General features: G+C 49.4%; 8 protein-coding genes. 3 read left to right on the plus strand and 5 right to left on the minus strand.

The genetic code is table 11. From position 1 onward, the window contains the following. Nucleotide 1: 1 nt before the first annotated feature. From PY364_RS07950 to PY364_RS07965, 4 genes are all read right to left on the minus strand, one after another. A complete protein-coding gene (locus PY364_RS07950; protein ID WP_275521701.1) occupies nt 2-8,725 on the minus strand; it encodes a polyketide synthase in 8,724 nt (2,907 codons plus the stop codon). A 14-nt stretch (nt 8,726-8,739) separates the two neighbouring features. Beyond that, nucleotides 8,740-9,915, minus strand: coding sequence for an arginine deiminase family protein (locus tag PY364_RS07955; protein ID WP_275521702.1), 1,176 nt, complete (start codon nt 9,913-9,915; stop codon nt 8,740-8,742). 80 nt (nt 9,916-9,995) lie between these two features. Then, complete coding sequence (gene gntT, locus PY364_RS07960) at nt 9,996-11,438, minus strand: guanitoxin biosynthesis MATE family efflux transporter GntT (RefSeq protein ID WP_275521703.1); 1,443 nt, start codon at nt 11,436-11,438, stop codon at nt 9,996-9,998. Continuing rightward, nucleotides 11,407-12,381, minus strand: a complete 975-nt coding sequence (locus PY364_RS07965) for a transposase (protein WP_275521704.1) — start codon at nt 12,379-12,381, stop codon at nt 11,407-11,409. The genes gntT and PY364_RS07965 overlap by 32 nt, the downstream gene beginning before the upstream one ends. Nucleotides 12,382-12,884: 503 nt before the next feature. Here PY364_RS07965 and PY364_RS07970 point away from each other — a divergent pair. The 3 genes from PY364_RS07970 (at nt 12,885) to PY364_RS07980 (ending at nt 25,174) form a co-directional block, all read left to right on the plus strand. Then, nucleotides 12,885-14,306: an amidohydrolase family protein gene (locus PY364_RS07970; RefSeq protein ID WP_275521705.1), complete on the plus strand. Its 1,422-nt coding sequence runs from the start codon at nt 12,885-12,887 to the stop codon at nt 14,304-14,306. A gap of 213 nt (nt 14,307-14,519) precedes the next feature. Further along, complete coding sequence (locus PY364_RS07975; RefSeq protein WP_275521706.1) at nt 14,520-19,538, plus strand: type I polyketide synthase; 5,019 nt, start codon at nt 14,520-14,522, stop codon at nt 19,536-19,538. After that, complete coding sequence (locus PY364_RS07980) at nt 19,535-25,174, plus strand: type I polyketide synthase (protein ID WP_275521707.1); 5,640 nt, start codon at nt 19,535-19,537, stop codon at nt 25,172-25,174. Before PY364_RS07975 ends, PY364_RS07980 begins: the two co-directional genes overlap by 4 nt. Before the next feature lie 202 nt (nt 25,175-25,376). Here the strand turns inward: PY364_RS07980 and gloA are convergent, their stop codons facing one another. After that, the gene (gene gloA / locus PY364_RS07985; protein ID WP_275521708.1) at nt 25,377-25,763 is read right to left on the minus strand and encodes a lactoylglutathione lyase; all 387 of its coding nucleotides are present in this window, start codon (nt 25,761-25,763) and stop codon (nt 25,377-25,379) included. Nucleotides 25,764-25,770 lie beyond the last annotated feature (7 nt).

The raw sequence follows: 25,770 nt of genomic DNA on the forward strand, positions 1-25,770 counted from the left end.
CTTAAAGTTCTATCTCTAGTTTCGCGGCAAGTAACTGCGTTATCTCATCTATTGACGACATCTCATCTTCTTCATCAGATTCAGGCTGTTGTAGCTGCTTAGGTGCTTCGAGCAATTCGTCGGCAAGGTAATTCACGAGAACCTGTTGCGTTGGATAGTCTAAAGCCAAAGTAGAAGAAAGAGAGCAACCCAAACTGGCTTGTAACCTGTTTCTTAACTCGACAGATGCCAGCGAATCCATGCCCAGGGTAAAGAAGCCCACCTCTTGCTTTGTCAGTAGAGTCTTCGCGTCTATTCCCAAAACTAGGGCCACCTGCTCCCGAACATGAGCCTGCAAGAGAGTCATACCCTCTTTGGGCGGAGCTTTCTCTAATTGATCTCGGATATTATGCCCGTAAGCTTGGAAGCGAGAGTCCCTCTCCTGCAAGGTTAGTTTACCTACGGAGGTGTCAATATTTTTCATGGCATCGCTGAAGAACGGCTGCGGAGTCAATTGCCTTGCTAAGAATTGTGGCCAGTCGATCGGCATGACACCCACTTGATGCACCGCACTCTCGTCTTTGAGCAATTGATCGAGAATTTGCAAGCCCTGTGCAAGGGTAATGGTTCCCTCTCCCTGTTTGCTGGACAACTTATCTAGTCCAAGTCGAGCCGCAATTCCCACTTCGCTCCACGTACCCCAATTAATCGAGAGGCTCGGTAGCCCTAAGTGGCGACGATAAGAGGCGATCGCATCCAGGAAAGCATTTGCGGCGGCGTGATTGGCTTGCCCAGCGTTACCTAGCAAAGAAGTAGCGGAAGAGAACAAAACAAAGAAATCTAAAGGCTGATTTTTGGTCAGTGTATGTAGGTTCCACGCACCTGCTACCTTGGGAGCCATCACTTCTTCAAAGGCTTGCCAACTTTGCTGCTGTAGAATCCGATCGTTCAATGTACCTGCCGCGTGAATAACACCCCGTAATGGTGGGTAGGTTGCTGCTGCAAGCGATCGGGCTAGTTGTTCTGCATCGGCAATATCGGCTTGTACGACTTTCACGGAAGCTCCCAGTTGCTCTAGTTCGCTTAATTGAGCTTGCTGCTCCTCCCTCGCACCGCGTCGTCCAACCAGCACAAGGTGCTTGGCTCCATGCGTAACCAGAAAACGAGCCACCAGTAACCCCAGTCCGCCTAAACCACCAGCAATCAGATAGCTACCATCGTCGCGGATTGTGAGAGGCTGTTGTTTGCCTTCCCCTCTAGAGTTGGGGGGGGCTAAGGGCGAAAGTCTTGCTACATACCGCGTTTGCTCGCGAAATGCTATTTGCTGTTCGCGAGGTCGCGTTTGCAGATCGGGTGCAGATGTTGTTAATGCAGGCTCTGCGATCGCGAGAAGTTCGCCCTTAAGCGCTTCCACTTGCGCCTCAACTTTCGCATTGGGGTCTAAATCCACTTGCACCACCCCTAGCTCTGGGTGTTCGATCGCAATTACTTTTCCCATCCCCCACAGGGCCGATTCAACCACATTTTGAACGTGATGTTCGTTGACGGCTTGTGCGCCCAGCGTGACCAGTGATAAGCGAGGGGTTTCTGAATAGCTTGCCAGCGCTTGAATTAAGTGCAGCGTACTGCCACAACTTAAAAGATTGGCCGCGCCCAAGTCAGTTGAAACCATGCTCCAACAATGCACGATTTCTTGGATGTTTGATACCCGCTTCCACAATTGTTTCCAATCTTCAAGGCTTGTAGGAGCGATCGTAAACGTTTGCGAGTCTATCTCTGCGTACTTTTCTCCTGGCAAGAGGAGCGTACAATCCTCTCCTTCTCCCCGCAACCGTTTTGCTAGTAGCCCACCAATCTCCTCATCAGCCAAAAGCAGCCATCTTCGCGGTTTTCTGACTGCTGATTCCTTATGCGCCACGATCGCCGCCTCGCGTGGCAATTTATGCGGGCCATCTATTTCTGGCCATAAAGCAGTTGTTTGGCTGAATCCCATTTCTTGCAACAACATTTGCCAGCGATCGGGAGACAATAGCGGATGGTTGGGGCGTAAGTCACGGTCTGTAAACTTCCACCAGCCTTCTGTTAAGCCAAAAGTTATATCGGCCCAACGTGCGGGTTCGCTGTCTTCCATCAGGATCAACATCCCGCCCGGTGCCAACAATTGTCGGACATTTGCCAGCGTTTGACGCAAGTCGCTAGTAGTATGTAATACATCCGCCGCCACGATTAAATCGTAAGTTAGGGATGCAAATCCTTGCGCCTGTGGCGCTTGTTCGATGTTTAATAACTGATAGCGCACAAACGGGTAATCTTTAAAGCGCTCTCTCGCTTTGCCGATAAAAAAGGAACTGATGTCAGTAAAGACATATTCTGTGCGATCGACAGGCAGATGCGGTAACAAGTAGGCTGTGGTTCCGCCTGTGCCAGCACCAATCTCTAAAATTCGCCAACCGCGTTCCGGCGGCAACTGCTCAAGGGCGGAAAGAACCGCTTCTTGTACAAGAGTATTCGTGACACCCAAAACTTTGGCTTCGCCATAGAGCTTGCTTAACGTTGTTGTGTCGCCCGCAGGGAAGAGCAACTGTATGGGGTCGTATCTTCCTTGTAGAACTTCGGCCAATTTTGCACCGCAACGCGAGACCAGTGCGATCTCAGCTTGTGCTTCTTTTGCTTCGAGTTCATCAAGAAACACTTGTAGGTCGATCGCTTCAGGCTGTGAAATGACTTCCCATATCGTCATCGACTTTTCGCCTCGGAGTATTTCTGCTTCGGCTAGCATATCGAGCAAACGAGCGAACAGTTGCCGATGTCGATCGACAACCCCCAACTCCGATTCCTTCTGGGCGGTGGAAAAACGTTCGCCAAGCTCAAACAGCCACCCCATTTGTCGGCAAGCGTCCACAACGTAAGCCAGACTTAACCTTTCGAGTTGGGTAAAGGCGACCCCATAAGTCGCCAAATCAGCCTCGACGATCGCTGTCGCTAACTTTGTTTCGAGGCGCTTCCGCATCCGATCTGGCGTTGGCAGGTAATTCGGTAAGAGTCCAAAACGCGCTTGAGGTTTCCACACGACCTGATAAAGCCAATTTCGCCAAGATTCTGGCGATGCCTTCGGCGCGGCGTTTCGCCATCGCAACATCGCTTCACGGGACACGAGGACAGATTGCACGCCGGACATGATGGCGATCGCACGTCCCTGGTTATCAAATAAATGAATATCTGCAATCAGTTTCTTTGGTGGAAAATCAATACCCTGCCCTCGATCTGTACTCAAAGGAGGCCGATATTGGGCGCGACACCAAAGTTCTGAACTCGGACGACTATAGACTTGTAAGCGCTCCATACCAACGGGTACATAAGTCTGACCTTGGCTTGCTTCAGGATAAGATACCGTGATCGTTTGAAGTCCCGCATCCAAGAGTACGGGATGGAATTGGTAGGCATTGGACTCCTGAAGCAAGATTTCTGGCAGGCTGACTTTGGCGAGTGCCACTGCATCATGGCTTTTGGCAAATGAGACTGGATAACGCCAAAGCTGCTTCACCCCCCGCATCATTGGCCCCATATCCATCTGACGCGCCATTTCTTCCTGATAAAGCACATCTACCGATACTTCTTCGGAACAATGTGCCTGTAACGCCATCAAGTCGATGGGTTCGGTTTCTAGCACTTGCTCTGGGACGAATAGCTTACCAGAGGCATGAAGCACCCAAGAGTTTTCTTGTTCTAAAGAGAGGATTTCAAAAAAATAAGCGGAATGTTCTTTTGGGTTTAAGACTATTTGCACAGTTTTCCCTTCATCGGGAATAATGAGTGCTTGCGCGATGGACACATCTTCGAGCCAGAATGTACTTTCTGGTCTGAGTGCCTTCCCTGCTGCCAGTGCCATCTCGCAATAGGCGACACCCGGAATGATGACATTTCCAAATACTTTATGATCGGCAACCCAAATTGGGGAGTCGGAGTGGATGAAGCTTTGAAAGTAAATCTCTTGAGTACGGGACAAATGGAGCCGTTGACCAAGCAGAGGATGCTCTGCCACGCTGCCGTAGCGAGTTGGCTTGGTAGTATTTGTGGCTGGTGGTAGCGATCGCCGATCGCCGCTAATTGGCTCTACCCAATACCGCTCTCGCTGCCAAGGATAAGTCGGTAGTAGCACGCGGCGACGAGCATACCCGCGATCAAAGCCGACCCAATCGACGGGCACGCCTGCTAAGTAAAGCTTGCACAAACTGCTTAATAGCTGTTGCCAATCATCCTGTTTCGGGCGCAAACTAGGCAACCAAACCCCCTCGCCTTCGGATAAGCAGTTGCGTCCCATGCCCAAAAGAACGGGTTTGGGGCCGATTTCTATAAATATGTTTGCCCCTTGACGCTCAAGGCTCTCCATTCCCGCCGCAAATCGGACAGGCTGCCGCACGTGGCGCACCCAATACTCTGCGGTGGCGATCGGAGGTTCCTCGCTACAAGCTTCCTGGTTTGCTAATTTTCCCGTCAAATTGGAGATGAGCTTGATTTTCGGTTCCGAGTATGTCACCTCTTGTGCAACCTGCAAGAAAGAGTCCAATATCGGTTCCATTAGCGGCGAGTGGAAGGCATGGGAGACGTTTAGCCTTTCGCTTTTGATTTTCTCAGTTTCCAACGTGGCACAAATAGCAGCGATCGCTTCCTGTTGCCCAGAAATTACAACACTTTGCGGGCCATTAATCGCTGCGATCGCCACCTGCCCCACATAAGGCCGAATGAAATCTGTGACCTCCGCCTCACTTGCCATCACAGAAATCATGCTCCCATCACGAGGGAGTGCCTGCATCAGCCGTCCCCGCTCTGCAACCAGTTTAAGCCCATCTTCTAGGCTAAAGACCCCCGCCACGCAAGCAGCCACGTATTCACCCAAGCTATGACCCATCACCACGGTCGGCTGGATGCCCCACGAGCTCCATAATTGATAGAGCGCATATTCGACGGCAAAGAGGGCGGGCTGGAGATAGGCCGTGTTATCTAACGAGAGGCTATGCTCAGATGAGCCAAAAATGACAGAGAGAATAGATTCGATCCCTAAATCTTGTTGCAGGATGGCATCACAGAGATCGAGGGTTGCTCGGAATGTTGGTTCAGTATCGTAGAGGGTACGCCCCATATTGATGTACTGCGAACCTTGTCCTGTAAACAGGAAGGCGATCGTCGGCGTGGCATTTTCTTGTTGTGCTGAAATCGCACTCTGTGCAGTTTTGAGTTGGGTTTGCAAGCCTAAAATTGAATCGGCCACCACTGCCAAACGATGCTCAAAATGCTTGCGTCCTGTATTGGCTGTGAAACAGAGATCGGCTAACTCAATATTAGGGTGTGTCTCGATCTGGTGGATGTAGCGTTGCACCAGATCGTGTAAAGCTTTTTGTGTAGGGGCAGAGAGCGTTAATAGGTGATGACTCCGTTCTGGCAAAGAGGAAGTCGCTGTGGTTTCTCGCACAGGAGGTTCTTCCAGCACAACGTGGCTGTTGGTTCCACCGACACCAAAAGAACTCACGCCCGCCCGTCGCGGATGACCATTCCTAGACCATTCGCGTAATTCCGTGTTGACAAAGAACGGGGTTGCGTCAAAATCAATCTGGGGGTTGGGTTTGACATAGTGCAAACTCGGTGGAATCTGCCCATGTTGCACAGCCAACGCCGCCTTGATCAAACCAGCAATGCCTGCCGCTTCATCCAAGTGACCGATGTTGGTTTTAACCGAACCTATGGCACATTGCCGTGCATCAAGTACGCTGTCCGTACTGCGTTGAAATGCCTGTGTTAACCCTGCAACTTCAATCGGGTCGCCTAGTTTGGTGCCTGTGCCGTGCGTTTCCACATAACCAATAGTGCTAGCATCCACGTTAGCCCTGGCAAGTGCATCACTGATAACATCGGCCTGTCTATCTACGCTTGGAGCTGTGTAGCCCATCTTGAGGGCACCGTCGTTGTTGATGGCCGAACCTTTGATGACAGCCACAATGTTATCGTTATCATCCAGCGCATCCTGCAAGCGTTTGAGCAAGACCAAGCCCCCCCCATTACCAAAAAGAGTCCCCTGCGCTTCTGCATCAAAGGCGCGACAGTGACCATCCCGCGATCGAATCATGCCCTCTTCATAGAGATAGCCCCCTTTATGCGGGACAACCACCGAGATGCCACCTGCCAAAGCCATGTCACTCTCTCCACTAATGAGACTCTGGCAGGCCATGTGGACTGCTACTAATGAGGTTGAGCAGGCAGACTGCACATTGACACTCGGCCCTTTGAGGTTGAGCTTGTAGGAAATGCGTGTGGCTAGATAGCTGCGATCGTTGCCAATTTTGGCCTGAAACTGCGCCATATCCGTTTCGATAAAAGGGCGATCGGTAATGATGCCTAAATCGGAGCAGATATTGTTGAGCAGATAGGTACTCAGGCTCGAACCGGCATAAACACCAACTGGCCCTGGATACGTTTCGGGATTGTAGCCAGCGCGTTCAAAGGCTTCCCATGCACATTCGAGCAATATACGCTGCTGCGGATCGCACGCAGCAGCTTCTTTGGGGCTGTAGCCAAAAAAGTCAGCGTCAAAGCGATCGATGTCATTCAATACTGCGCCTGCTTTGACGTAATTGGGATTTTTGCAAAGTTCTGGCGCACTCTGTTCCAACTCATCATCGCTGAAGAAGGCGATGGATTCGACACCATTGCAGAGATTCTGCCAAAATTGCTCAATGGTTTCGGCCCCAGGAAAGCGTCCAGCCATTGCGATGATGGCAATATTAGATGGTGCAGATTCAGATTGGCGAGACGCAAAACGCTGGCGTAGATTCTCGTGTACGCCTTTTTGACTGTCTCCGTTTTGGCTTCCATGCCGCTGGGAGTCGATATGATTGGCCAATGTCTGAATCGTCGGATATTGAAAGAGCGCAACAGCCGACAGTTGAATGTCAAAGACGCTGTGCAATGCTTTGTGCGCCTGGGTCAAGAGCAGAGATGTACCCCCCAACTCAAAGAAATTGTCATGAATGCCAACGCTATCCAGTGCAAGATGTCTACTCCAAATTTCTGCCAGACGTTGCTCCGTCTGCGTATGGGGCTTGACCAATGGTGTGGACAAAGCTGGACGCGCACGCTTGGGAACAGGCAAGGCATGGCGATCGCGCTTTCCACTGGGGGTCAACGGCATAACGTCGAGCTGGATAAATTGGGAGGGTATCATGTGTTCTGGCAGCGCCTCTTCTAAATGTCGCCGCCAGATGGGTTCTAGTTCATCGAAACTGACTCCATCTGTATCGTTTTTGATGACATACCCCACCAACTGCGTATCACCTGCAACCTCCCGTGCCACAACGACACATTCGCGCACAGCCTGGTGACGTGCCAACACAGTCTCGATTTCACCTAGCTCTACACGGAAGCCACGAATCTTGACTTGATGATCCATGCGTCCCAAATGCTCGATCGTGCCGTCGGGCAGGTAGCGTGCTAGATCGCCCGTGCGGTAGAGTTTTCCTCCCTGCCCGTTAGCCTCAGTGGATTCCTGAAATAGATTGGGGATAAATTTCTCATTCGTCAGGTCAGGCAGATTGTGATAGCCACGGGCTACACCAATACCACCAACATAGAACTCACCCTCTTCACCAACAGGCACAGGTTGCTGGGCCTCATCGAGAATATACACTTGAACATTGTGCAGCGGACACCCCACTGGCACCACCATCGGCCAACTCTCTGGATCGCCATCTAAGGTATGGGTGGTGGCATCTTGAAATTCCGTTGCCCCATAGTGATTGTGCAAGATGGCACCGGTCTGTCGAAAGAGGTTGGCGACGGCGGGTGTAACGCGCATCTGTTCGCCTGTGGTGATGACTTCGCAAAGCGCAGTTGGGATGTGGCTGCTTCCATCGACAGCCTCGGCTAACTGTAGCAGCGCGGTGACGGGCAGGAACAATTTCTCGATCGCCTGTTGGCTGATGAACTCGGCCAGCGCAAAGGGATTTTGGCGTACTGCCTCTGGAACTAAGACCAGCGTCCCGCCGAGACAGAGGGTGGAGAATATCTCATGGAAAGAGAAGTCAAAGCTGACTGCACAAAATTGCAACGTCCTGACACCCCGAACCGATCGCCGCGTCTGCTGATGCCACCAGAGCATATTGACCAGCGAGCGATGTTCCATCAAAACCCCTTTGGGATTGCCAGTGGAACCAGAGGTGTAGATGCAGTAAGCGAGATTGTTGGGAGAAACTTCTGTTTGTAGCGTGTCAGAGACCGTCTTTTCTTGAAAAACCTCAAACTCTCCATCCAAACAAACAAGCTGGCACCCTCGCAGCGCAGGTACGGTTGACGCAAGTTTCTGGGCAAGGTTGTTTGAGCTCAGCAACACACCTGCGCCAGAGTCGCGCAACATATAGTTGATGCGATCGGCAGGATAACCCGCATCTAACGGCACGTATGCACATCCAGCCTTCAGGATACCCAACAGACCAATGAACAGTTCAGCCGATCGCTCAATGCAGATGGCGATGAGGTCATCAGGCTGGCAGTCTAGGGACAAGAGATGCTGGGCTACGTAGTTAGCGCGTACATTTAGTTCCCCATAGGTAAGAGATTGCCCCTCCTCAATGAGTGCGATCGCGTCCGGTTGTTCTGAAACTTGTTGCTCAAACAATTGGTGAACGCAGATATCTGGAAACTCAGCTTGCGTTGCGTTCCAATCAAATAAAACCTGTTGACGTTCTTTCTCTGTCATGGGTGGAGGGCCTTCTACATAATTAAGCAGGACACGCCATTGGTTGTTGCAGCTAGCGGCGTGTAGTTTAGTTTAGGGAAGTAATCCTCACAGGTTCCCCTGCGACGGATATCCCACGTTGCACAGTGCAGAGAGCCGCCAAACTCATAGACATTGCGGAAGGGAATCGGGTAGACCTCAAAGCCATGCTTGTCGAGCAAATCATGGAGCCGATGCTCTTGCGCTTCGCAGATGACCTTCTTGGGTGAGATGCTCAACACATTCATCGCCAACCATTTGCTTGACTGGCAGAACATGGGCATCTCCTCGTTGCTTGAAGTGGGGGATGGTGCTTCGATGAATTGCCAATCGTTGTCCATGAAGACTTTCTCTTCGCCCTCTTTGATGGGGCGCTCTGGATTCGTTAGCACAACGCCAGGTGCCAACGGGACAAAGGTACAGTCAATGTGGGAGGGAAAAAGATCTAGTGGGAAGTGAACATCATGCACGCGGAAGCCACGTGGCTCCAAATGCCGTTTGAGCCAGAGAATTCCTAGACGATTGGTCGTCATGGACTCCTGCACAAAGATATCACAGCCAAAGCGGCTACAGTCTGCCGCGTCAAAAATCACCTCATCCTGAGTTATGCAAAATTCAAAATCGTGCATACGCTTAAAGCGCTCTTCTAGCGGCCACTCCCAAAACTCTTCGCGATACATGGCATCCTGCATGGTCGGTTTGGGCGCACTATTCCAGATCATATAAGGATCGTTGTGCCAATATTCGTAGACCAGCTTACGATAAGGCAGATACTCGAAGAAACGCGATCGCCGTGACATAGTTGCTTCGAGAATTTCGTTGCCAAAGGTGATCAGAACATCACGCGGGCAGACAGCACAATATTGATTCTCTACCTCAAAGAGCGGTGTCTTCACAGACACGCCAAAGTTATGTTTCTCTGGGCGGCGCACAGTTACGCAGTGTGATTCTAGAAGTGTTACCAGCCCATTCAACTCCTCATTAGCTTTCTCTGTGACTTCTTGCTTTTTGAACCCCCTGGGGAAAGGTAATATTTCCGCAATGTTTTTGTCGCGTAAAGTGGGGCGGTTGCCTGGCTCAGTCGGTTCAAAATAGGCATCATCTGCAATCCCGACCACTATCTCTTCTAGTTCATCCCATTCATTCCAGGCATTAACAATTCTTTTTTGCATATCTCGCGCTACATTTTTGGGGTTAGTTGTTGGTTGTTTGTTGTTCTTAGTACATTTAACCATTAGTTTATCAATGACCTTTAATCCTGACCTACCTCCACTTTTTCAGCTACCATCTTTTGACTGGTTTCTTCTATAGTTAAAGTCAAGGTGCGAGAAGCTTCTAAAGCTGGAATAGATACACTATTCTCCTCAACATCACTGATATATGTTCTGGCCATCTGGACTCCAAACATCAGCATTCCAATAGCGTTGAACAAAAAGAAAGCCAACCACAAGATATGGTTGCTCTCAAATTTAACTGCGGCTACATCCGCAGGTAAAAATCCTACACTAACCGCGACTAAGCTAACATTGCGGAGGATATTCCCTTGAGCCAAACCCAAGAAGTACCCACTTAGTATGCAATATACTGAATTGCATACTAGGAGAAGTACCAACCAGGGAATAAAAATATCAATATTCTCAATGATTTCCGCGTGGTTGGTTAACAACCCAAAAACAGTATCGGGAAATAGCCAACACACTCCGCCGAAAACCAGACTCACCAGCAGAGCCATTCCCACAGAAACTTTTGCCAGGGGTACTAACTGTTCTGTGGCTCCTTTCCCTTTAAAGTTTCCTGCCAGAGTTTCTGTACCGAATCCCAATCCTTCAACAATGTAGAGACTCAAACTCCATATTTGTAAGAGTAAGGCATTTTGAGCGTAGATAATTGTCCCCATTTGCGCCCCCTCGTAGTTAAACGTTAAGGCGGTAAACATAAAAACTAAATTGCTGACAAAGATGTTTCCATTGAGAGTTAAGTTGGAGCGTATAGCTTTTATGTCCCAAATTTTTCCAGCTATTTCTCGTACCTCTGGCCAAGGGATTTCTTTGCACACAAAAAACAATCCCACCAATAGGGTGAGATATTGACTTGTAGCAGAAGCCACTCCTGCCCCCATGCTCGACCAGTCTAAGTGGATAATAAACAAGTAATCGAGTGCGATATTGGCAGCATTGCCCACAACCGACAACAGCACAACTAAGCCATTTTTTTCCCGTCCCAGAAACCAGCCAAGCAGGACAAAGTTGAGCAAAATGGCAGGCGCTCCCCAACTCTGGGTGTTAAAATACGCTTGAGCTGAAGACTTAACCTCTGGGGCGACATCTAGTATAGAAAATCCCACCACCCCCAACGGGTACTGCAACATTACGATCGCAACCCCCAGCACCAAAGCGATTAAAGCATTACGCAGTCCCACCAACAGCACACCCTCTCGGTCATCTCGTCCGACTGCTTGTGCTGTTATCCCAGTGGTACCCATTCGTAAAAATGATAAAACAAAGTAGAGAAAGTTAAGCAGGTTTCCAGCTAGGGCTACTCCAGCTAGGTGGTGGATTTCCGAGAGATGACCTAAGAACATGATACTGACTAAATTAGCCAGCGGTACCATAATATTCGATAGGACGTTGGTAAAAGCTAGTCTGAAGTAGCGGGGTATAAAGTCATACTGGCTTGGAAACGTCTTTCGTGGCATACATTTCAGATTTATACGTCAACTGACGACGAAATTCATAAAATCCACAATCGGAAATGGCTGCCGCTAACTTATGATTAGCAATCATCCCGCTCACATTCAAATCTTCGATGCGAATGTGAGCATATTTTTGGCTAATTTCTGTTGTGGTTTTCTGCAAGAAATCACGGCGTTGATTAGCGACTTTCGCGTGAATTTTAGCAACTCTACGATAGTGTTTGTGAGCATTTTTTGATGCTTTTACATCTAACTTTCTGTTGCCCAATTCTTTTTTTCGATTTCTCCACTGTTCTTTGCTCAGCTTGGTTTTCGCTTGAGTGAGTGGACGAGGAGACTCGTAAGAATTGCCATCAGAAAGAGTCGCAAATGTTGATACCCCTAAGTCAATTCCCACTGGTTCAGGAACGGGATGAAACATTGGTGGTATTTTTTCGGCTTTAATAGCAAAGGATACATACCATTTATCCGCCGTGCGAGAGATGGTAAACGTCTGCGCTACGCAGGGAAATGGGATAAATTCTTTGAGTCGAAATGTTCCGAGAGTCGGAATTTTAATTGACTTATTAGCTGTCAATAAAAGTGAGTGATTCCAATCAGCAGCATCCACAGTGAATGAATCACCATCTTTTTTTCTTTTGAATTTAGGGAACTCTCCTAATCCTTTGAAGAAACGGGATAAAGCCTCCTTAAAATGCCGGAATGTCATTTTGTAAACCCTAGAAGACAGGGTGTTAGTCCATTGATATTCCGGCATCTTTTTGACATGGTTGGTGAAAACTCTTTCGATTGCTGCTACTTTTTTTGTGCTACCACCTGGGAGGTTTTTCACTTCTTGATAAAGGCTCAATGCGTAGTTGTAGCAAAATCTAGCGTAACCAGAATGTCGCGCCATCAAGGTACGTTCCTTATTATTGAGTTTGAGTTCGAGTTTGATGGCGTACATAATCTCAATTACCGTTTTTGATTTCTCCTCATTTAGTCGTCATAGTACAGTTTTTAGGTAGATTTGAGCAGATTTAGGTAGACTTTTGCAAACAGTTGTTACCCCCCAATATAGTTCCTAAACTCCCTTTTTTGGGCTTGATGTGTCCAGAGAACATCAAAGCGTTTACACCATCTATGGAAGCAAGGAGGCATGGCGGCGGAAGTTGGCTCTTTCATCACTCAAGCTTTAATGTGAAATATCTGCTGCCATGCCTGGATTGTACCTTTATTGCTTGTCTATTTTCGTTTAAGTCCCGTTTTCTAACGGCTCTGGACTACTGGCGGACAGTACGCCGACCCTGGTATGGACTACTACGAGCAGCGGTATCAGCAGCTAAGATGATGGTGATAGAACGGAATTGGGTCAGTTTTTATAAAAGAGTTTTGACAACCGGACTTGGTATTACTTAGTTTCAGTCTTTCATCTCAAGTTTACGTTCTTCTGAAGCGAACATGAATCTTATGACAACAAAAAAACAGGTAGATACATTAGCGATCCACGCTCATCTCTTTACCATGCAGGGCGCGGGGGTGGGATATATTGCTGATGGGGCGATCGCGATTGAGGGTAGCCGTATTGTAGCCGTTGATTCTACCGAGGCGTTGCTGAGTCATTTTGAGGGCAAAAAGGTTATTGAAGCCGCGAATTGTGCCGTCTTGCCGGGGCTGATTAATGCTCACGTAGACACAAGTTTGGTGCTTATGCGTGGGGCGGCGCAAGATGTAACCAATTGGCTAATGGACGCGACAATGCCTTATTTCACCCATATGACACCCATAGCGAGCATGGCTGCAACACGCTTGAGAGTGGTCGAAGAGTTGAAGGCAGGCACAACAACATTTTGCGATAATAAAGTTTTTAGCCCTCTCTGGGGAGAATTTTTTGATGAAATTGGAGTACGGGCTAGTCTGGCCCCTATGTTCGACGCACTTCCACTGGAATTTCCACCGCTTCAGGAGGGGGAGCTTTATCCCTTCGATATAAAGGCGGGACGGCGTGCAATGGCAGAGGCTGTGGACTTTTCCCGTGCCTGGAATGGGGCGGCAGAGGGACGTATCACCACCATGTTAGGGATGTATTCGCCAGATATGGTGCCGCTTGAGATGCTACGCGAAGCCAAAGAGATTGCACAACGGGAAGGCTTAATGCTGCATTTTCATGTGGCGCAGGGACATAGAGAAACAGAGCAAATCCTTAAACGATATGGTAAGCGTCCCATCGCTTTTCTGGCTGACATTGGCTATTTGGACGAACAGTTGCTGGCGGTTCACCTGACAGATGCCACAGATGAAGAAGCGATACAAGTAGCCAAAAGTGGTGCTGGCATGGTGCTCTGTTCGGGCATGATTGGCATCATCGACGGTATAGTGCCGCCCGCGCACGTCTTTCGGCAGGCAGGTGGCCCCGTTGCGATCGGCAGCAGCTACAATAATCTCTTCAATGAGATGAAACTGACCGCCTTATTCAACAAAATCAAATATCACGATCCAACCATCATGCCAGCTTGGGAAGTCTTACGCATGGCTACCATCGAAGGGGCGCGGGCCATCGGCTTGGATCGCAAGATTGGCTCCCTTGAAGTTGGCAAAGAAGCTGACCTGATCTTAGTAGACCTCAGTGCCCTTAACCTCTCGCCTACCTTGCTCGATCCAATTCGCAATCTCGTGCCCAACTTCGTGTACGCTGCTTCAGGACATGAAGTTAAAAGTGTTATGGTTGCGGGAAAACTGTTAGTTGAAGACTACCAAGTTCTGACTGTAGATGAATCCGCGATCGTTGCCGACGCGCAAGTAGAAGCCCAACGATTGTCCCAATGTGTGGCGGCCGATCCCATCCACAAAAAAATGATGCTGATGGAGGCGATCGCGAGGGGTCAATTGTAGGAATGGTCTTGAGTTATCTAGTGTAGCCACAAGTATTTAATTGCTAATAACTTTTGGCGAATATAGTTTTGTCGATCTGGCGGGCTGGCCACCAGTGCGATCGCATAATTTGTCCACCCCCAGATACAAAAATTTTCTGGCGGGAAGGGAGTAACTTAGAATAAAACAGCCCTGTCAGAAGATATGGGGGCTTACCCAGGGTAATAAGCGAAGATGACTCAGCCAAATTATGGCGTTTTGATGAAAAATGCCTTGAACGAGATCAATAGCCTCCGATCGCAATTAGCTGCGGTAGAAGCCCAAAAGAATGAGCCGATCGCCATTGTTGGTATGAGTTGCCGTTTTCCGGGCGGTGCTACCACTCCAGAGCGTTTTTGGGTATTACTGCGCGAGGGTAGATCATCCGTCACAGAAATTCCTGCCGATCGCTGGGATGTGGATAAATATTATGATGCCGACCCCACATCGGTCGGGAAAATGCTTACTCGTTATGGTGGTTTTTTGGATGAGATCGATACATTTGAGCCATCATTCTTTAACATTTCTGCGCGTGAAGCCGTTAGCATGGACCCACAGCAACGCTTACTGCTTGAAGTCAGTTGGGAAGCTCTTGAATCGGCGAATATCGTTCCCGCAACTCTTTTTGATAGTTCGACTGGTGTATTTATCGGTATTGGTGGCAGCAACTACAAATCTTTAACGATCGAAAATAGGAACCGGATTGGGAAAACCGATTTGTATGACTTAAGTGGCACTGATGTGAGCGTCGCTGCGGGGAGGATATCCTATATCCTGGGTTTGATGGGCCCCAGTTTTGCGATCGATACAGCTTGTTCATCTTCTTTGGTCTCTGTTCATCAAGCCTGTCAGAGTCTGCGTCAGCGAGAATGCGATCTAGCACTAGCTGGCGGAGTCGGTTTACTCATCGATCCAAATGAGATGATTGCCCTTTCTCAGGGGGGGATGCTGGCACCTGATGGCAGTTGTAAGACATTTGATGCAAATGCCAATGGCTATGTGCGAGGCGAAGGCTGCGGAATGATTGCTCTGAAGCGTCTCTCGGATGCAACGGCAGATGGGGATAATATTCTGGCAATCATTCGCGGGTCGATGATTAATCATGATGGTCATAGCAGCGGTTTAACGGCTCCAAGAGGCCCCGCACAAGTCTCTGTCATTAAGCAAGCCTTGCATAGAGCAGGTGTTGCGCCAGATGACGTGAGTTATATAGAAGCGCATGGCACAGGCACCCCCCTTGGCGATCCTATTGAGATGGATTCATTGAACGAAGTGTTTGGTCAGCGAACGGAACCACTTTGGGTGGGTTCGGTTAAGACAAATATTGGTCATTTAGAAGCCGCCGCAGGCATTGCAGGGCTCATCAAGGTTGTCTTGATGCTAGAAAACAAGCAGATTCCTCCTCACTTGCATTTCAAGACACCAAATCCATATATTAATTGGAAAAATCTCCCCGTTAAAATTCCGATCGCGCTTCATGCTTGGGATAACAAGACATCGAAGGATAGAAAGCGGATTGCAGGCGTTAGTGCTTTTAGCTTCAGTGGCACCAACGCCCACATTGTGTTGTCTGAAGCCCCATCTAGCGAACCAATCGGCGATCGCGCGTCAGTGGAAAGACCATCGCACTTGCTGACCCTTAGTGCCAAGAATGAAGAAGCATTGGCTAACTTAGTTGGGCGCTATCAAGAGTTTCTGATCGCTACTGATGCAAGTCTTGCTGATATATGCCACACCGCCAATACAGCACGCACCCATTTTGCTCATCGCCTTGCTCTATCTGCCACTTCATGCGTCCAAATGCAGGCTCATCTGGCCGCTTATAAAGAAGGGTCGATAAGTTTGGACATCAATCAAGGTTACGCCCCTGCAAGCATTCGTGCGCCGAAGGTCGCTTTTCTCTTTACAGGCCAAGGTTCGCAGTATGTGCAGATGGCGCGAGAACTTTATGAGACTCAGCCTACCTTCCGTGATTGTTTAGATCGCTGTGCCGAAATCTTGCAATCCATTTTTTCATCAAGAAACAGTCCGTGGGCAAACCCGCTGCTTTCAGTGTTATATCCAGACCATGACTCAAACGAAATTGACCAGACGGCTTATACCCAACCTGCCCTTTTTGCCGTAGAATATGCGCTTGCACAGATGTGGCGATCGTGGGGAATCGAGCCAGATATCGTAATGGGCCATAGCATAGGTGAATATGTAGCAGCTTGTGTGGCGGGTATCTTTTCTCTGGAGGATGGTCTCAAACTCGCTGCCGAAAGAGGCCGTTTGATGCAGGCACTACCGCAAGATGGCGAGATGGTTGCTATATCGGCCTCCCTCAAGGAAGTGAGGTCGGCTATTCAATCTTACCGCCGAGTCGCGATCGCAGCGGTGAATGGCCCACGAAGCGTCGTCATTTCGGGCGATCGCCAAGCCGTACAAGTCGTCACCAACACGCTAGAACTTCAAGGAATCCGGTGCAAGAGATTGTCCGTTTCACACGCTTTCCACTCTCCATTGATGGAACCAATGCAGCAGGAGTTCGCGCAGGTGGCGAGGGAAATCAACTATAGCGCTCCAAAAATAGCTCTTGTCAGTAACCTAACCGGCGACTTGATTTCCGATGAGTCTGCTCTTGAGGAAGGAGCGATCGCTTCCCCTGCTTACTGGGTAAATCATGTGTGCAATCCTGTGCGTTTTGCTGATGGTGTTGCGACTATGCAAGCGCAGGATGTCAGAGTCTTCCTCGAAGTTGGCCCAAAACCTACCTTGTCAGGATTAGTGCAACAATGTTTTGACGAGGTGGCTCATCGCGATCGCCCCGTCACTATTCCCACGTTGCGCCCCAACCAACCCAACTGGCAGACACTGTTGGAGAGTTTGGGCCAACTGTATGCGCTTGGTGTCCAGGTAGATTGGGCGGGCTTTGATGGGGATTACGCCAGACGCAAGGTACGCCTGCCGACCTACGCTTGGAAGCGTCAACGTTATTGGATAGAGGAACAGGCTGCTCCACCTTTAGAAACAACAGAAGTCCGGCCCTCGACTACAATTGTGCAGCATCTCCAACAAGGCAACGTGCAGCAAATCGTAGACCTGTTGGTGGCAACGGATGTACTTTCAGGCGACGCACGGGAAGCCCTACCCAGCATCATCGAACTGTTGGTGACACAACAGCGCGAACAAGCGACACAAGCGCAAATCTACGATTGGCTTTATGAAGTAGTTTGGCAACCGCAGTTACTGCCGCTATCTACTTTACCTGTCAAAGCACCTGCCGTAGCAACAGAGGGCAGACAATGGCTAATCTTTGCCGATGCTAGTGGCTACGGCGAAGCACTTGCAGCTCAATTACGCCAGCAAGGGGATATAACTACGCTCGTCTATGCTGGCCAAGAATATCACTCGGCTAACAATGAACCAAATACCGAAGGGGACACCCCATATTTTCGGATCGATCCGACGCAAGGGGAGGATTATAAAAGGTTGTTGGCTGTTCTCCCTCGCTTGTACGGTATCGTTCATCTTTGGAGCTTAGATATACCTAGCTTGGATAGAGTATCAGACCTAATCGAGAACGTACAATTAAATACTGGCACTCTGTTACATTTGCTACAGGCAGTCGTGCAACTTGAGATGCCCACCCCTAGCTTGTGGCTCGTGACAAGTAACGCCCAAGCTGTGCGTAAAGACGATAGCGTAGTCGGAGTGCTTCAGTCACCCTTATGGGGCATGGGCAAGGTGATAGCCTTAGAACACCCTGAACTCAACTGTGTATCGATTGACCTCGATGGCGAAGGGTTTCCAGACGAACAGGCCAAGTTTCTGGCGGCTGAACTCCGCGCCGCCTCTGAGTTCACACACACCGCCAGACCACACGAAAGTCAAGTCGCTTGGCGCAATGGGACTCGCTATGTGGCACGACTCAAGCGTTATCAGCAGCATCCCCCGACATCACCAAAAATGCTGATTAGACCAGATGCCACTTATCTGATTACGGGTGGCTTGGGTGGTTTGGGCTTGCTTGTGGCGCGGTGGATGGTCGAACAGGGGGCTACTCATCTAGTGCTGATCGGACGCGGCCAACCCAAACCAGCAGCCCAACAACAACTGCAAGAGATAGCCGCGCTGGGTGCAACGGTGACGGTGGCGCAAGCCGATGTTGGGATACGCTCCCAAGTGGCTGATGTCTTGGTACAGATCGACAAAGCATATCCTTTAGCTGGTATTGTTCATGCTGCTGGTGTATTGGACGACGGGATCTTGTTGCAGCAAAATTGGGCACGTTTTCGCAAGGTGTTCGTCCCCAAACTAGAGGGGGCTTGGCATCTACATACACTAACTAAAGAAATGCCGCTTGATTTCTTTGTTTGTTTCTCTTCAAGTGCAGGATTGCTAGGCAATGCTGGACAAGCTAACTATGCTGCCGCCAATGCCTTTCTGGATGCCTTTGCTCATCATCGGCGAAGACAAGGCTTGCCAGCGCTCTCGATTAACTGGGATGCTTGGTCTGAGGTGGGAATGGCCGCACGTCTCAAACAAGCTTCTTCACAAAGCGCCGCAGTTGGACAAGATAGTAGCACTTTAGAAATTGCACCAGAACAGGGATTACAACTCTTTGCCTATCTCTTGCAACAACCATCGGCCCAAATTGCTGCCATTTCTAAGGATGGGCTTCGCACGATGTCCGACACACGCTCGGCCTTTTTTGCTTTGCTCGATCGCGATATATCCTCCACCACCACCCAAGATATCCCTACACCTCGTCATGAAGTCGGCCCTACCTTGCTCGAACAATTACAGCAAGCTCGGCCAAAAGAGCGAGAGAAAATCTTGCTGCGCCATCTACAGACGCAAGTTGCCGGTGTCTTGCGTAGTCCCGAATTACCCAAAGTCCACCAACCCTTCACTGAGTTGGGGATAGATTCGTTGATGTCACTTGAATTGAGGCGGCGTTTGGAAGAAAGTCTGCAAATTCAGATGCCTGCAACGCTTGCATTCGATTATCCGATGGTGGATCGTTTAGCTAAGTTTTTATTGACTCAAATCAACATACAGTGTGAGCCAGACACCTCAGCAATTCTCACATTAGATGAAAATGCGGAGGACAAAGACAGCGATAAGGACAAAAGTACCAGCGCTTCTGTCGATCCCAGTATTACTTCCATAACAGAAGATTTATTCGCACTTGAATCCTTACTGAATGAGATGAAAGGAGATCGACAATGACAGAAAAGATGACAGGAAATGAAGATGCAGCTACATTACTTCAGCGTGTAGGGCTAGCCCTACAGGAAGCACGCCAACAACTTGAAGCGATGCAACGCCGAACGCACGAACCGATCGCAATTGTGGGGCTGGGGCTGCGTTTTCCGGGCGCGGATTCACCACAGGCATTCTGGAAACTACTTCAGAATGGTGTTGATATGGTAGCCGAAATCCCCGCCGATCGCTGGGCAGTCGATGACTACTACGATCCCAAACCTGGGCAGTCAGGCAAAATGTATATTCGCGAAGCCGCATTTGTTGATGCGGTGGATAAATTCGATGCCTCGTTTTTTGATATTTCGCCACGTGAAGCGGCCAGTATAGATCCCCAGCATAGAATGCTTCTTGAGGTGGCTTGGGAGGCATTTGAAAGGGCTGGAATTGCTCCCAGCCAATTGATGGATAGCCAAACAGGGGTCTTTGTCGGGATGAGCGAAAATGATTATTACGCTCACCTTAAAAATACTGGGGCTCATGATAATGTCTACGCTGCAACGGGCAATAGCAATTATTATGCTGCGGGGCGTTTATCCTATCTGTTGGGACTTCAAGGCCCTAACATGATTGTCGATACTGCCTGTTCCTCCTCCTTAGTCGCTGTACATCTTGCCTGTCAAAGTTTGCGGCTAGGGGAATGCGATCTGGCGCTGGCTGGTGGCGTTCAGCTGATGTTAATGCCAGACCCTATGATTGGGACTGCCCAGTTAAATGCCTTTGCGACCGAAGGTCGCTGTAAAACGTTTGACGCGGCCGCCGATGGCTATGGACGGGGCGAGGGTTGTGGCGCGATCGTACTCAAACGGCTCGGCGATGCTCTAGCGGCAGGCGATCCGATTTTAGCCGTGCTACGGGGTAGTGCAGTCAATCATGGCGGGCGCAGCAGTGGCTTAACTGCTCCCAACAAGCTGGCTCAAGAAGCCTTGCTGCGTCAGGCGCTACAAAACGCTAAGGTTCAGCCTGAAGCGGTCAGTTACATCGAAGCGCATGGCACGGGGACACAACTGGGCGATCCGATTGAAGTGGGAGCATTGACGGCCGTATTTGGAGCCTCTCGTTCAGAACCCTTGTGGATTGGCTCTGTGAAGACCAATATCGGACACCTAGAACCAGCCGCTGGTATTGCGGGGTTGATAAAAGTCGTTTTATCATTACAAAAAAAACAGATTCCTCCCAGTCTCCATTTCAAAAACCCGAATCCCTTCATTGATTGGGAATCTTCGCCAGTTCGAGTGCCGACACAATGTATACCTTGGTCTGCGAAAAAGCGCATCGCTGGGGTGAGTTCGTTTGGTATGAGTGGTACAAACTGTCATCTAGTCGTAGAAGAAGCACCTGCACGCCAAAACGAAAAATCAGAAAATAGCCCTGAACGTCCTTGGCACATTCTGACGCTTTCAGCCAAAAACGAAGCGGCGCTCAACGCCTTGGTAGCCCGTTACGTGGCATTTCTCCATGAAGCGCCCGCCATGTCCCTGGCGGATCTATGTTACAGCGCAAATGTCGGGCGTAATCATTTTGGCGATCGCTTAAGCATTATCTCCGACTCGATCGCGCAGTTAACAGAACAATTAAAATGCTATCCACAGCGGCCCTCAATGCAAATGCAGCATAATGTGGTGCCGGATAATCAACTAAGCCCTAAAATCGCTTTTCTGTTTACTGGCCAAGGGTCGCAATACATCGACATGGGGCGCGAGCTTTATGAAACTCAGCCCACCTTCCGTCGGACTATGGACGACTGTGACGGCATTCTGCGTCCATTGCTGGGTGAATCGATTCTGAACATACTCTACACTTCACGTAGCACGACGCAAAGCTACTCGCAAGATTCGCCACTCGATCGAACCGTTTATACCCAACCTGCCCTTTTTGCTTTTGAATATGCCCTAGCAAAACTATGGATATCATGGGGCATTGAACCTGATGTCGTGCTGGGACACAGCGTGGGTGAATATGTGGCCGCTTGTCTGGCGGGTGTCTTTAGTTTAGAAGATGGGCTAAAGCTGATTGCGGCGCGTGGTCGTTTGATGCAAGGATTACCTCACGGAAAAATGCTTAGCATCAGAAGCGATGAGAAGCGAGTGGAAGCGACGATCGCGCCTTACCGCGCAGATGTGGCGATCGCAGCTATTAACGGGCCGCAAAGTGTGGTCATCTCTGGCAAAGATGAAATTATAGACAAGCTAGCAGCACAGTTCGCATCGGAAGGCATTAAAACACACTTGCTCACCGTCTCTCACGCTTTCCACTCGCCAATGATGACTCCCATACTAAACGCATTCCGAGACGTTGCAAACACCATCAGCTATACACCACCCAGCTTGTCGCTGATTTCTAACGTCACAGGGCAATTGGCAACCGACGAGGTAGCCACACCTGATTATTGGGTGCGTCATGTCCACTCTACCGTCCGTTTTGCCGATGGTATTGCCACATTGCAAGAACAGAATACTGATATCTTCCTAGAAGTGGGGCCCAAACCAACATTGTTGGGCATGGCAAAGCAGATTCATAGTGACAACGCTTCAGCTAGTCATCCGCTCATGCTACCTAGTTTGCGCGAAGAGGGCAGCGATTGGCAGCAGATGCTTTCTACGTGCAGCCAACTCGTAGTCAATGGAGTCGAGATTGACTGGGCGGGCTTTGACAAGGATTATTCGCGACACAAAATATTGTTGCCTACCTATCCATTTCAGAGAGAACGACATTGGGTCGAAAGTACCCTCAAAAAGCCCCAACAACAAGGGGTCGGCCCAATGTTGGATAAGATGATTCGGCTGCCATCAGAGAAAAAGGTGGTGTTTGAAACCGAGTTTGGCGTGCGACAGATGCCTCATATCTACGATCATCGGATTTACGGTGAAGTCATTGTACCGGGGGCAGTATTAGCCTCATTAATCTTCAATGCGGCGCAAGTTTTATACCCAGACGATCGGCATGAATTAACCGATATTGCTTTTTACCAGCCAATTATCTTTCATGACGATGATACGGTCATCGTGCAGGCGATTCTCACACCCGATACGTCACGCGAGAATCAAAGCGATCGAACATTCCCACCTATGACCTTCCAGATTATTAGCTTCATGCCGGATGGTCGCTTAGAGAACGAACCAAAAGTCCATGTAACAGGGTGTCTTCGTATGTTGCGCGATGCCCAACCGCCAACACTCTCCCCGAATGATATACGTCAGCGTTGTCCGCACACCGTCAATGGTCATGACTGGTACAATAGCTTAGTCAAACAAAAATTTGAAATGGGGCCCTCCTTTAGGTGGGTACAGCAACTTTGGCATGGGGAAGATGAAGCATTGACCCGTCTTCAGATACCAGAGGCGATCGGCTCCGTATCGGGACACCAACTTCACGGCATATTGCTTGATAGTTCGCTTTCGACCACTGCTGTTATGGAGTACGAGTACGGGGACTCCGCAACCAGAGTGCCTTTGTCATTTGCTTCTCTGCAACTTTACAAACCCGTCACGGGAACAGAGTGGTGGTGTTACGCGAGGAAGGTTGGGGAATTCAAATATGACTTCCAGATTATGAATGAAGCCGGAGAAACCTTTGCCAAAGCCATTGGCTTTGTACTTCGCGAAGCCTCTCCCGAAAAATTCCTTGGAACAAAACACATACACAACTGGCTCGTAGACATTGAGTGGCAAGCTCAATCGCCTGATTCGATAGTCCCTTCTGATGGTGCTATCTCTGGTAGTTGCTTAGTTTTAGCAGATAAGAGCGGAATAGGGGCTGCATTGGCGGAAAGGTTGGACACTGCTGGGGTGCCAGCGATCGCGATACAGGCGGAGCAACTGGCCAACTACGAGCTGATATTCCCTACCTTGCCAGATTTACAACAAGTTGTCTATTTATGGGGGTTGGATCGAAAAGAGGATTGTCACCCCATGCAGCAAGCACAAGATAACTGCACGGCGGTGCTACACCTTGTGCAAGCCTTGCTCAACACATACGCAACCCCGCCAGCCTTCCTGATTGTCACCTGTGATGCACAAGCGGTGGTTGAACAGGATCGAGTAAATGGCTTCGCGCAATCATCTTTATGGGGGCTTGCCAAAGTCATCATGCTAGAACACCCAGAATTGTCCTGTGTCTACATGGATGTAGGGGCCGGATATTCACGGGAAGAGATGGCGAACACGATATTTACACAGCTAACAAGCCATCTATCAAGCGATGCCTGCGGCGGGCTGCGCCTACGCCAAGAGAGTCAGTTGGCTTGGCGCAATGGTCAAGCATACGTGCCACGTCTGGGCCGATACAAACCTAAATCCGAACAACCACTTGAAATCCGCAACGATAGCAGCTATTTGATTACTGGAGGACGGAGCGGTGTCGGATTACAAGTCGCACGGTGGTTGGTGGAACAGGGGGCAAAACATCTCGTTTTGGTGGGGCGCAGTCAGCCTAGCACCGAAGTTCGTCTGGTGTTGGATGAACTAGAAGCAGTAGGGGCGCAAATCATCGTGGCTCAAGCCGATATTAGCGATGAGAACGCATTGGCACAGATTTTGACCGATCTGACCGTACCTCTGCGTGGTGCGATCCACGCCGCAGGGCTGCTTGATGATGCCAGTCTGCTCCAACAAACCCCAGCCAAACTCAAAAATGTCTTGTTGCCAAAAGTACAGGGGGCTTGGAATCTGCATAAGCTGACCCTTGAGCAGCCACTAGACTTCTTTGTTCTCTTTTCTTCTGCCAGCTCTCTGTTGGGCGCGCCTGGGCAGGGGAACTATGCCGCAGCCAATGCCTTTCTGGATAGCTTGGCAGCCTATCGGCAAGGGCTAGGGCTACCCAGCCTCTCCATCAACTGGGGGGCTTGGGATGAAGTTGGCATGGCGGCACGACAAGGGCTACTGGACAAATTGCCGCAAAGAGGCGAAGAGGCTATCCCGTTACAGAAAGGCTTAGACCTCTTCGGCGAATTACTGAACGAGCCAGCCGCTCAAATTGGTGTCATACCAATTCAATGGACTCGCTTCTTGGACTATCAAAAAGGCAATTCACCTTTTTATGAGAAGTTTTCTAAGTCTAGTTATAAGCAAGCTTCGTATGATTCTACCAAAATAGAAGATATTCAGACAAAACTGAAGCAAGCTGCCGTGCAAGATCGACCTAAATTGTTAGAAGTTCACCTTCGCTTTCAAGTCGCTCAATTGTTAGGAATAAACGCGGCGGATCTACCAAGCGAAGAAGGAGTCGGTTTTGTCACATTAGGTCTTGACTCGCTCACCTCTATCGAACTGCGTAACAGTTTACAACGCACGTTAGATTGCTCATTGCCTGTCACTTTTGCCTTTGACTACCCCACCATAGAATTAGCGGTTGAGTACCTCACAGAAATCGTACTCACGCCGATGGAAAGCGCAGCATCGCAGCAAGCAGACTCGTTGCCAAACATACTCGCAGACTCGTCGCCGAGTAGTTTCCAGAACCTTGATCCCTCCTCCCTCGGAACAAGCCTTGATAACAAAACAGATGTGCTAGACAGTACGATGCAAAAGCATATGCCTCGTACAACAGATGAGGATGAATCTTTGTCTGCCATCCTGCAAAAATTATCGAAACACCTAGATTAGGTGTCAATACGGTTCGGGTCTTGGCAACTTTTGGCGATTGGAACAAATGGCGAAGAGTTAACATAAGCCCTGGCGAATAGAATTCGCGGCTAAACAAACGAAGTCCGCCTACGCGGACTAATAGAATTTCAACCCGCGCAGGCGGGTTTTGTTTGACAAGACGCGGTTTCAACCGCCCAATCAATGCTTTTTCTGCGCCACTTTAAGCTTTCAATTGAATTAATTCAACTTTATAACCATCAGGATCTTGCACAAATGCAATTACTGTTGAACCATGTTTCATCGGCCCTGGTTCCCGACTAACTTTACCACCACGAGTCTTAATTTGATCGCAAGTAGCATAAATATCATCAACGCCGATCGCAATGTGACCGTAAGCATCCCCCAAATTGTACTTGTCAGTACCCCAATTGTACGTTAATTCTAATACCGTATGGTCGGATTCATCGCCGTAGCCCACGAAAGCCAGAGTAAATTTACCATCTGGATATTCCTTTTGGCGTAGGAGTTTCATTCCGAGAACTTCAGTGTAAAACTTCAGTGATTCTTCGAGATTTCCGACTCGCAGCATCGTGTGTAGTAGGCGCATTTTGCTA

This window comes from Kamptonema sp. UHCC 0994, assembly GCF_029167235.1.
Lineage (GTDB): Bacteria > Cyanobacteriota > Cyanobacteriia > Cyanobacteriales > Microcoleaceae > Kamptonema.

Bases quoted from the DNA above. Each gene is read 5' to 3' on its own strand.
- PY364_RS07955 (WP_275521702.1), bottom strand. From the start codon at position 9,915: ATGCAAAAAAGAATTGTTAATGCCTGGAATGAATGGGATGAACTAGAA.
- PY364_RS07965 (WP_275521704.1), bottom strand. From the start codon at position 12,381: ATGTACGCCATCAAACTCGAACTCAAACTCAATAATAAGGAACGTACC.
- PY364_RS07970 (WP_275521705.1), top strand. From the start codon at position 12,885: ATGACAACAAAAAAACAGGTAGATACATTAGCGATCCACGCTCATCTC.
- PY364_RS07975 (WP_275521706.1), top strand. From the start codon at position 14,520: ATGACTCAGCCAAATTATGGCGTTTTGATGAAAAATGCCTTGAACGAG.
- gntT (WP_275521703.1), bottom strand. From the start codon at position 11,438: ATGCCACGAAAGACGTTTCCAAGCCAGTATGACTTTATACCCCGCTAC.
- PY364_RS07950 (WP_275521701.1), bottom strand. From the start codon at position 8,725: ATGACAGAGAAAGAACGTCAACAGGTTTTATTTGATTGGAACGCAACG.
- gloA (WP_275521708.1), bottom strand. From the start codon at position 25,763: ATGCGCCTACTACACACGATGCTGCGAGTCGGAAATCTCGAAGAATCA.
- PY364_RS07980 (WP_275521707.1), top strand. From the start codon at position 19,535: ATGACAGAAAAGATGACAGGAAATGAAGATGCAGCTACATTACTTCAG.